The 6619-nt window shown below is 72.5% G+C and carries 5 protein-coding genes; 2 read left to right on the forward strand and 3 right to left on the reverse strand.

Going from position 1 to position 6619, the window contains the following annotated elements:
- Positions 1-15: 15 nt before the first annotated feature.
- From J2W20_RS11850 to J2W20_RS11860, 3 genes are read right to left on the reverse strand one after another with little or no spacing between them, the layout of a single operon-like run.
- The gene (locus tag J2W20_RS11850) at positions 16-1116 is read right to left on the reverse strand and encodes an aminotransferase class V-fold PLP-dependent enzyme (RefSeq protein ID WP_307006824.1); all 1101 of its coding nucleotides are present in this window, start codon (positions 1114-1116) and stop codon (positions 16-18) included.
- Positions 1117-1129: 13 nt separating this feature from the next.
- Positions 1130-1594, reverse strand: coding sequence for a MarR family winged helix-turn-helix transcriptional regulator (locus tag J2W20_RS11855; protein ID WP_307006825.1), 465 nt, complete (start codon positions 1592-1594; stop codon positions 1130-1132).
- Positions 1591-3381, reverse strand: a complete 1791-nt coding sequence (locus tag J2W20_RS11860; RefSeq protein WP_307006826.1) for an MFS transporter — start codon at positions 3379-3381, stop codon at positions 1591-1593. Before J2W20_RS11860 ends, J2W20_RS11855 begins: the two co-directional genes overlap by 4 nt.
- A gap of 247 nt (positions 3382-3628) precedes the next feature.
- Between J2W20_RS11860 and J2W20_RS11865 the strand changes: the two genes are divergently transcribed.
- Positions 3629-4873, forward strand: a complete 1245-nt coding sequence (locus J2W20_RS11865) for a S53 family peptidase (RefSeq protein WP_307006827.1) — start codon at positions 3629-3631, stop codon at positions 4871-4873.
- Positions 4874-4966: 93 nt separating this feature from the next.
- Positions 4967-6523, forward strand: coding sequence for a polysaccharide deacetylase family protein (locus J2W20_RS11870; RefSeq protein ID WP_307006828.1), 1557 nt, complete (start codon positions 4967-4969; stop codon positions 6521-6523).
- Positions 6524-6619 lie beyond the last annotated feature (96 nt).

The raw sequence follows: 6619 nt of genomic DNA on the forward strand, positions 1-6619 counted from the left end.
AGCTCCGGGTCTCGGTCAGCTCCGGGCGCGGTCCAGGAAGTCGCGGGTGTGCCGGGCGAGGACCTCGGCCTCCTCGAGCGTGGACTCGTGGATGAAGGACATCCGCGCCACGTCCTCGATGACCTTGATGTAGACGTTGCGCTCCTGGAGGTACGCGGTCAGGGCGGCCGGATCGGCGGCGCGCAGGGAGACGATGTTGCTCTGGCGCGTGCCGTGGTCGATGAAGTCGATCCCGTGCTCCCGCAGGACGGCCTTGATCCCCGCCAGCAGGGCGAGGTTCTTCTCCTGGACCGCGTCCATGCCCAGGGCGTTGAGCTCGCGCAGCGACGCGTGCAGCGCCGCGAGCCCGGCGACGTTCTGGGTGCCGTCCTGGAAGCGCGCGGCCGTGTCCTTGAGGACGTAGGACTCCTCGTCAAAGCGCTCCATGCTGCGGATGCCCACGCGGCTGTGGCGCAGGGACGGCATCAGCCCGCGCCGCACGTACATGAAGCCGATGCCCATGCCGGCGCGCAGGTACTTCTGGCCGCCGCACACGAGGAGGTCCACGGGCGTCTCGGCCAGGTCGATCGAGCGCACGCCGATGTGCTGGACGGCGTCGATCACGAGGAAGATGCCACGCTCGCGGCACACGCGCGAGAGGAGGGCCAGGTCCGGCATGAACCCGTCGTAGCGCTGGGCCGAGGACATGCTGATGGCCTGGGTCTTGGGGCCGATGGCCCCGAGCAGGCGGTGGAAGGCGGCCTCGTTGTCGCGGCCCGTGACGACCGTGACCGTCACCCCGTCGTGGCGCTTGCGCAGCCACGGCAGGAGGTTGGCCGGGTACTCGTTGCCGAGGACCAGCACCTCGTCGCCCGGGTCGAGGGGCAGCACCTCGCTGGCGATGACGATGCCCTCGGTCGTGTTCTTGAGGTAGGTGACCTCCTCCGGCGCACAGTTCAGGAGCCGCGCGGCCTCCTCGGCCATCTCCTCGGCCAGGCGGTCGTAGCGGTAGAGCACCTCGGGCGGCCCGTACTGGTAGAAGTCCGCCATGAAGTCCCGGGCGGCCTCGTAGGCGGTCCGGCTCATCGGGGCGACGGTAGCGTAGCTGAAGAAGGTCTTCTCGGAGAGCGGCTTCATGGTGCTGCGCAGCCTACTGGACCGGTGCCCTCGCGGGGGAGAGGTTGCGGTCGGCGAGCCCGGTCAGCACGGGCAGCGCCGCCTCGAGCGCGGCGCGCTCGGCGGGGGAGAGCCGGGCGATGTCCGCGGCGAGCCGGCTCGTCCCCTCCCGCCGCACGTCGTTGAGGGTGGCGCGTCCCGCGTCGGTGAGATCGAGGACGACGGCGCGCCGGTCGCCGTCGTGCGCCCGTCGCCGCACCCAGCCGCCCGCCTCCAGCACCTCGGTGAGCCGGGACATGCTGGGCGGCGTGATCCCCAGGTTCGCCGCGAGGTCGGCGGGGCGCTGCGGCCCGCACCGGTCCAGGGCCGCGAGGGCGGCGAGCCGGGACGGGGTGAGGCCGCGCGCGCCGGCGTCGGCCCGCAGGTAGAACGCGAGGCGGTTGACCGCGGTCCGCAGCCCGGCCGCGAGGGCCGCCGCGCCGGCGTCGTCCGCGCTCACCGCCGGCCCTCCTCGGCCCGGTCGCCGCCGCCCGCTCCGGCCGCGGCACCCGAGCCCGCGCCGGAGGAGGTGCCGGGGTCCACGTAGCGCTCCCCGCGCAGGGCCGAGGCGACCGCGGCGATGAGGCACGCCGCCACCGCGAACCCGAACGCCACGGCGAGGCCGGCGGCGAACGGGCCGGAGATGAGCGAGGGGAAGAACGCCCGCCCGGTGAGGTACTGGACGTTCTGCGCCGGCAGCGCCCCGAGCACCTGCGGGCCGAGGAGCGTCTGGACCGGGTTGTAGCCCAGCAGCGAGGCGAACAGCACCCCCACGGGCGGGAGGGAGGCGACGCGGCTGGCGGCGGCGGCCGGCACGCCCTGCGCCGTGAGGCCCGCGGCGAGGGTCTGCGGGAGGGAGCTGGCCAGGCCCGTGATCATGAGGGAGAAGAAGATCCCGATCGAGAGCACCATCGAGGAGTTCTGGAACGTGGTGCTCATCCCGCCGCCCACCCCGCGTTGGCCCGGCGGGAGGCTGTTCATGATGCCTGCCCGGTTCGGGGCGGCGAACAGGCCCATGCCCACGCCGTTGGCCAGCAGGGCCAGGGCGAAGACCCAGTAGTCGAAGTCCACCGGCAGGGCCAGCAGCCACAGGAAGCTCGCGGCCGCGACCACCATGCCCCCGGTGGCAAGGAAGCGGGCGCCGAAGCGGTCCGAGAGCCAGCCGGAGGTGGGGCCGGCCACGAGGAAGCCCACTGTGAGGGGGAGCATGTAGATGCCCGCCCACAGAGGGGTGGACTCGAAGCTGTAGCCGTGCCGGGGGAGCCAGATCCCCTGCAGCCAGATGATGAGGATGAACATGAGCCCGCCGCGCCCCAGCCCGGAGAGCAGGCTCGCGAGGTTCCCGGCGGAGAACGCCCGGATGCGGAACAGGTCCAGCCGGAACATCGGGTCCGGGGTGCGCAGCTCGATCACGCAGAACACCACGAGCACGCCCATGCCGCCGAGCAGGGCTGCGAGGACCCACGGGTTGGCCCAGCCCATGGTGGCCCCGCCGTAGGGCTGGATGCCGTAGGTGATGCCCACGAGCACCGCGACCAGGCCCACGGCGAAGGTCAGGTTGCCCCACCAGTCCATGCGCGAGCGCGGGCGGGTGCCCTGCTCGTGCAGGCGCAGGGACGCCCAGACCGTCCCGAACAGGCCCACGGGCACCGAGACGAGGAACACGAGATGCCACTCGATGGGGGCGAGGACCCCGCCGAGGATCAGACCGAGGAACGAGCCGGCGATGCCCGCCACCTGGTTCAGGCCCAGACCCAGCCCGCGCTGGTCGACCGGGAACGCGTCCGTGATGATCGCGCTCGAGTTGGCCATGAGCAGGGCCCCGCCCACGCCCTGCAGGATGCGCATCGCTATGAGCCACGCCGCCCCGGCCGTGCCCGTCAGCCACGTGGCCGAGAGCAGGATCGAGAAGGCGGTGAAGATCGCGAACCCGGCGTTGTACATCTTCACCCGCCCGTACATGTCCCCGAGGCGGCCGAAGCTGACCACGAGCACCGCGGTGACCACGAGGTAGCCCATGATGAGCCACAGCAGCAGGCTCGTGTTGGAGGGCTCGAGCGGATTGATGCCGATCCCGCGGAAGATGTCCGGGAGCGCGATCAGCAGGATCGAGGAGTTGATGGTGGCCATGAGGACGCCCAGCGTCGTATTCGACAGGACGATCCACTTGTAGTGCGGGCTCGCGAGATCGCGCTCGGCGTGGGCCGCGCGGCGTGCCCGGTACGTGCTGACGGTGTTCAGGCCCATGCGGACTCCCAACTCTGCTCTTGCGAGGCGGGTGCGAGTTAGTTGACGTCCACTAACTACCGTACGCCCGGTGCCGCTCCCCGGTGCCTGCCACGGCGAGGTTTCTTCCAGCTACTGCCCAGTTGCCCTACTGCCCGGGGCCAAGGGCACCTACCCTCTAAGCAAGGGCTGGCCGTCGCCAGCGACAAGGGCAGATGCTGCAGGCACAAGGTCGGCCTGCTGCGTCCAGACGCCAGGAGGAGCCCCCATGATCAGCAAGCTACTGTCCGCCGCCGGGGCTGGACTGCTCGTGGTGGCAGCGCTCACCGCCGGGGCCCCCGCAGCCAGCGCTGCGCCGCCTGTCGCGGCCCACGCCGCCCCCCTGGTGGTGCGGGGCGCCGCCGACCCGTCCATCCAGATCTGCCCGCCCCCGGGACCCGGGCAGGTGGCCTGCGCCGCCCGCCAGGCGATCGACGCCGTCGGCCGGGCCGCGGGCGGCGCGGCCGCCCCGCCCGCCGGAGCGCTCACGCCCGCCCAGCTGCGCGCGGCCTACAACCTCAAGGGCACCGCCTCGGGCGGCAGGACGGTCGCGATCGTGGACGTGTTCGGCTACCCGAACCTCGAGCGGGACCTCGCGGCCTACCGGAAGCACTTCGGCCTGCCCGCGTGCACCACGGCGAGCGGATGCCTGAAGATCGTCAACGAGAACGGCGGCAAGGCCCTGCCCAAGTTCGACCTCGGCTGGGCCCAGGAGCAGGCCCTCGATGTCGACGCAGTCTCTGCCGCCTGCCCGGACTGCAGGATCGTGGTCCTGCAGGCCAGCACCACCGAGCTCACGAGCGTGGGCACCGCTGTCCAGACTGCGGCCAAGATGCGCGGCGTCGTGGCGATCTCCAACAGCTACGGCGGCGCCGACGCCTCCGACGACGCCTACGGGAAGTACTACAACGTGCCCGGCATCGCCGTGACCGCCAGCGCCGGCGACTCCGGCTACCAGGGCGGGTCCTACCCCGCGACGTCCTCCTACGTCACCGCGGTGGGCGGCACGAGCCTGAGCCCGGCGCCCGGGACCAAGCGGGGCTGGTCCGAGAGCGCCTGGGCAGGCACCGGCTCCGGCTGCTCGGCCTTCAACGACCCGCTGGGCGCGGCCGACGAGTACGGCACCGGGTGCGACAACCGTGCGATGAACGACGTCGCCGCGGCCTCCGACCCGGCCCACGGCGGCCTCGCGGTCTACTACCCGACCTCGGCGACGAGCTCCACGTGGGGCCAGTTCGGCGGCACGAGTGAGGCGTCCCCGATCATCGCCTCTGTCTACGCCCTCGCCGGCCACACGGGCTCGAAGGCCAAGGACACGTACGCGAACAGCATCCCGTACGTGCACTCGGAGGCGCTGTTCGACGTGGAGTCCGGCTCCAACGGCACCTGCACCCCCGCCCTGTGGTGCACCGCCGGTCCGGGCTGGGACGGCCCGACCGGGCTCGGCACTCCGAACGGCATCTGGGGGTTCTGACCGGGGACCAAAGCCTCACGCGGCAGCAGGCCTCCCAGGAGGATCATGGGCACCACAGCCCGGGATCCTCCTGGGCAGGCCCAAGGGGTCACGATGCGCCGCTTCCCAGCCGTCCTAGCGCTGATCGCGCTGCTGGTCCTCACCGGCTGGACGGCCGGGGGCGGCCCGCTGCCGGTCCTCGTCCCCGCCCTCAACGGGATCGACACGCACTACGAGCAGCTCGGCGGCGCCGCCTCCTTCCTCGGCACGCCGCTGGGCCCGGAGTACCCACTGGCTGGCGGCGCCGCGCGGGACTACCAGGGCGGGAGCATCTACTGGAGCGCGGCCACCGGCGCCTGGGAGGTCCACGGCGGGATCCGCACCGAGTACATCGGGCGGGGCGGGCCCGGCGGCTTCCTCGGCTTCCCGCGCACCGACGAGACCACCACGCCCGGGGCGGCCGGGCGCTACAACGACTTCACCGGCGGCTCGGTGTACTGGAGCCCGGCCACGGGGGCGCACGAGGTCCACGGCGGGATCCGCGCCGAGTACCTCGCCCGCGGCGGCCCGGCCGGCTTCCTCGGCTTCCCGCTCCGGGACGAGAGCCCCACCCAGGCGCCGACCGGCCGCTACAGCGACTTCACGGGCGGCTCGGTGTACTGGAGCCCCGCGACGGGGGCGCACGAGGTCCACGGGGCCATCCGGACCCGGTACGTCGGGCTGGGCGGCACCGCGAGCATCCTGGGCTTCCCGGTGACGGACGAGATCGCGGCCCCGGACGGCGTGGGCCGCTACAACCACTTCAGCGGCACGAACGGCTCCTCGGTCTACTGGAGCCCGGCCACGGGCGCGCATGAGGTGATCGGCGGGATCCGGGCCCACTGGGCGTCGCTCGGCTGGGAGCACGGCCGGCTCGGCTATCCGCTCACCGGCGAGTACAGCATCACCGGCGGCCGGCGCAGCGACTTCCAGCACGGCGCCATCCTGTGGAACTCTGCCAGCTCCACGAGCCAGGTGGTCTATGCGGGCCTCCCGTCCGCGCTGATGGGTGCGGACCTCGAGCGCATCCCGACCACCCACAGGGTCGTCGCCCTGACCTTCGACGCGGGCGCCAACAACGCCGCGGTCCGCTCCATCCTCAACACCCTCGCGGCCAACGGCGTCCCTGCCACGTTCTTCCTCACGGGCGCGTGGGCGAACCTGTTCCGCTCCGACGTGGCCGCGATCGTCGGCGGCGGGCACACCGTGGGGAACCACTCCATGACGCACCCGTACTTCACCGCGCTCACGGACGCCCAGATCGCCGCGGAGGTGGGCGGCGCGCAGTCCGCGATCCTCGGCGCGGGCGCCGATCCCCGGCCGTTCTTCCGGTTCCCCTACGGCGACCGGAACGCCCGGACCATCGCGGACGTCAACGCCGCCGGGTATGCCGCGATCCGCTGGACTGTGGACACGCTCGGCTGGGAGGGCACCGTGGGCGGGACCCGCGGGCCGGACTTCGTCGTGCAGCGGGTCCTGGCCGCGGCGCAGCCGGGCGAGATCGTGCTCATGCACCTCGGGTCGAACCCGGACGACGGCTCGACCCTGGACGCGGCCGCCCTCCCCGCGGTCATCGCGCAGCTGCGCGCCGCGGGCTACGGATTCGTGACGCTCGACGCCGCGCTCGGCTAGCTGTAGTACCCAGGGACGTTGTTTGATCTGGGTGCTGTGATGTGACGAGAACCTCCCGGCAGAGTGGAGCTGCTACCGCTTCCGCTCTGAACCAGG

Origin of the sequence: Sinomonas atrocyanea, assembly GCF_030812675.1 — a bacterium.
GTDB lineage: Bacteria > Actinomycetota > Actinomycetes > Actinomycetales > Micrococcaceae > Sinomonas > Sinomonas atrocyanea_B.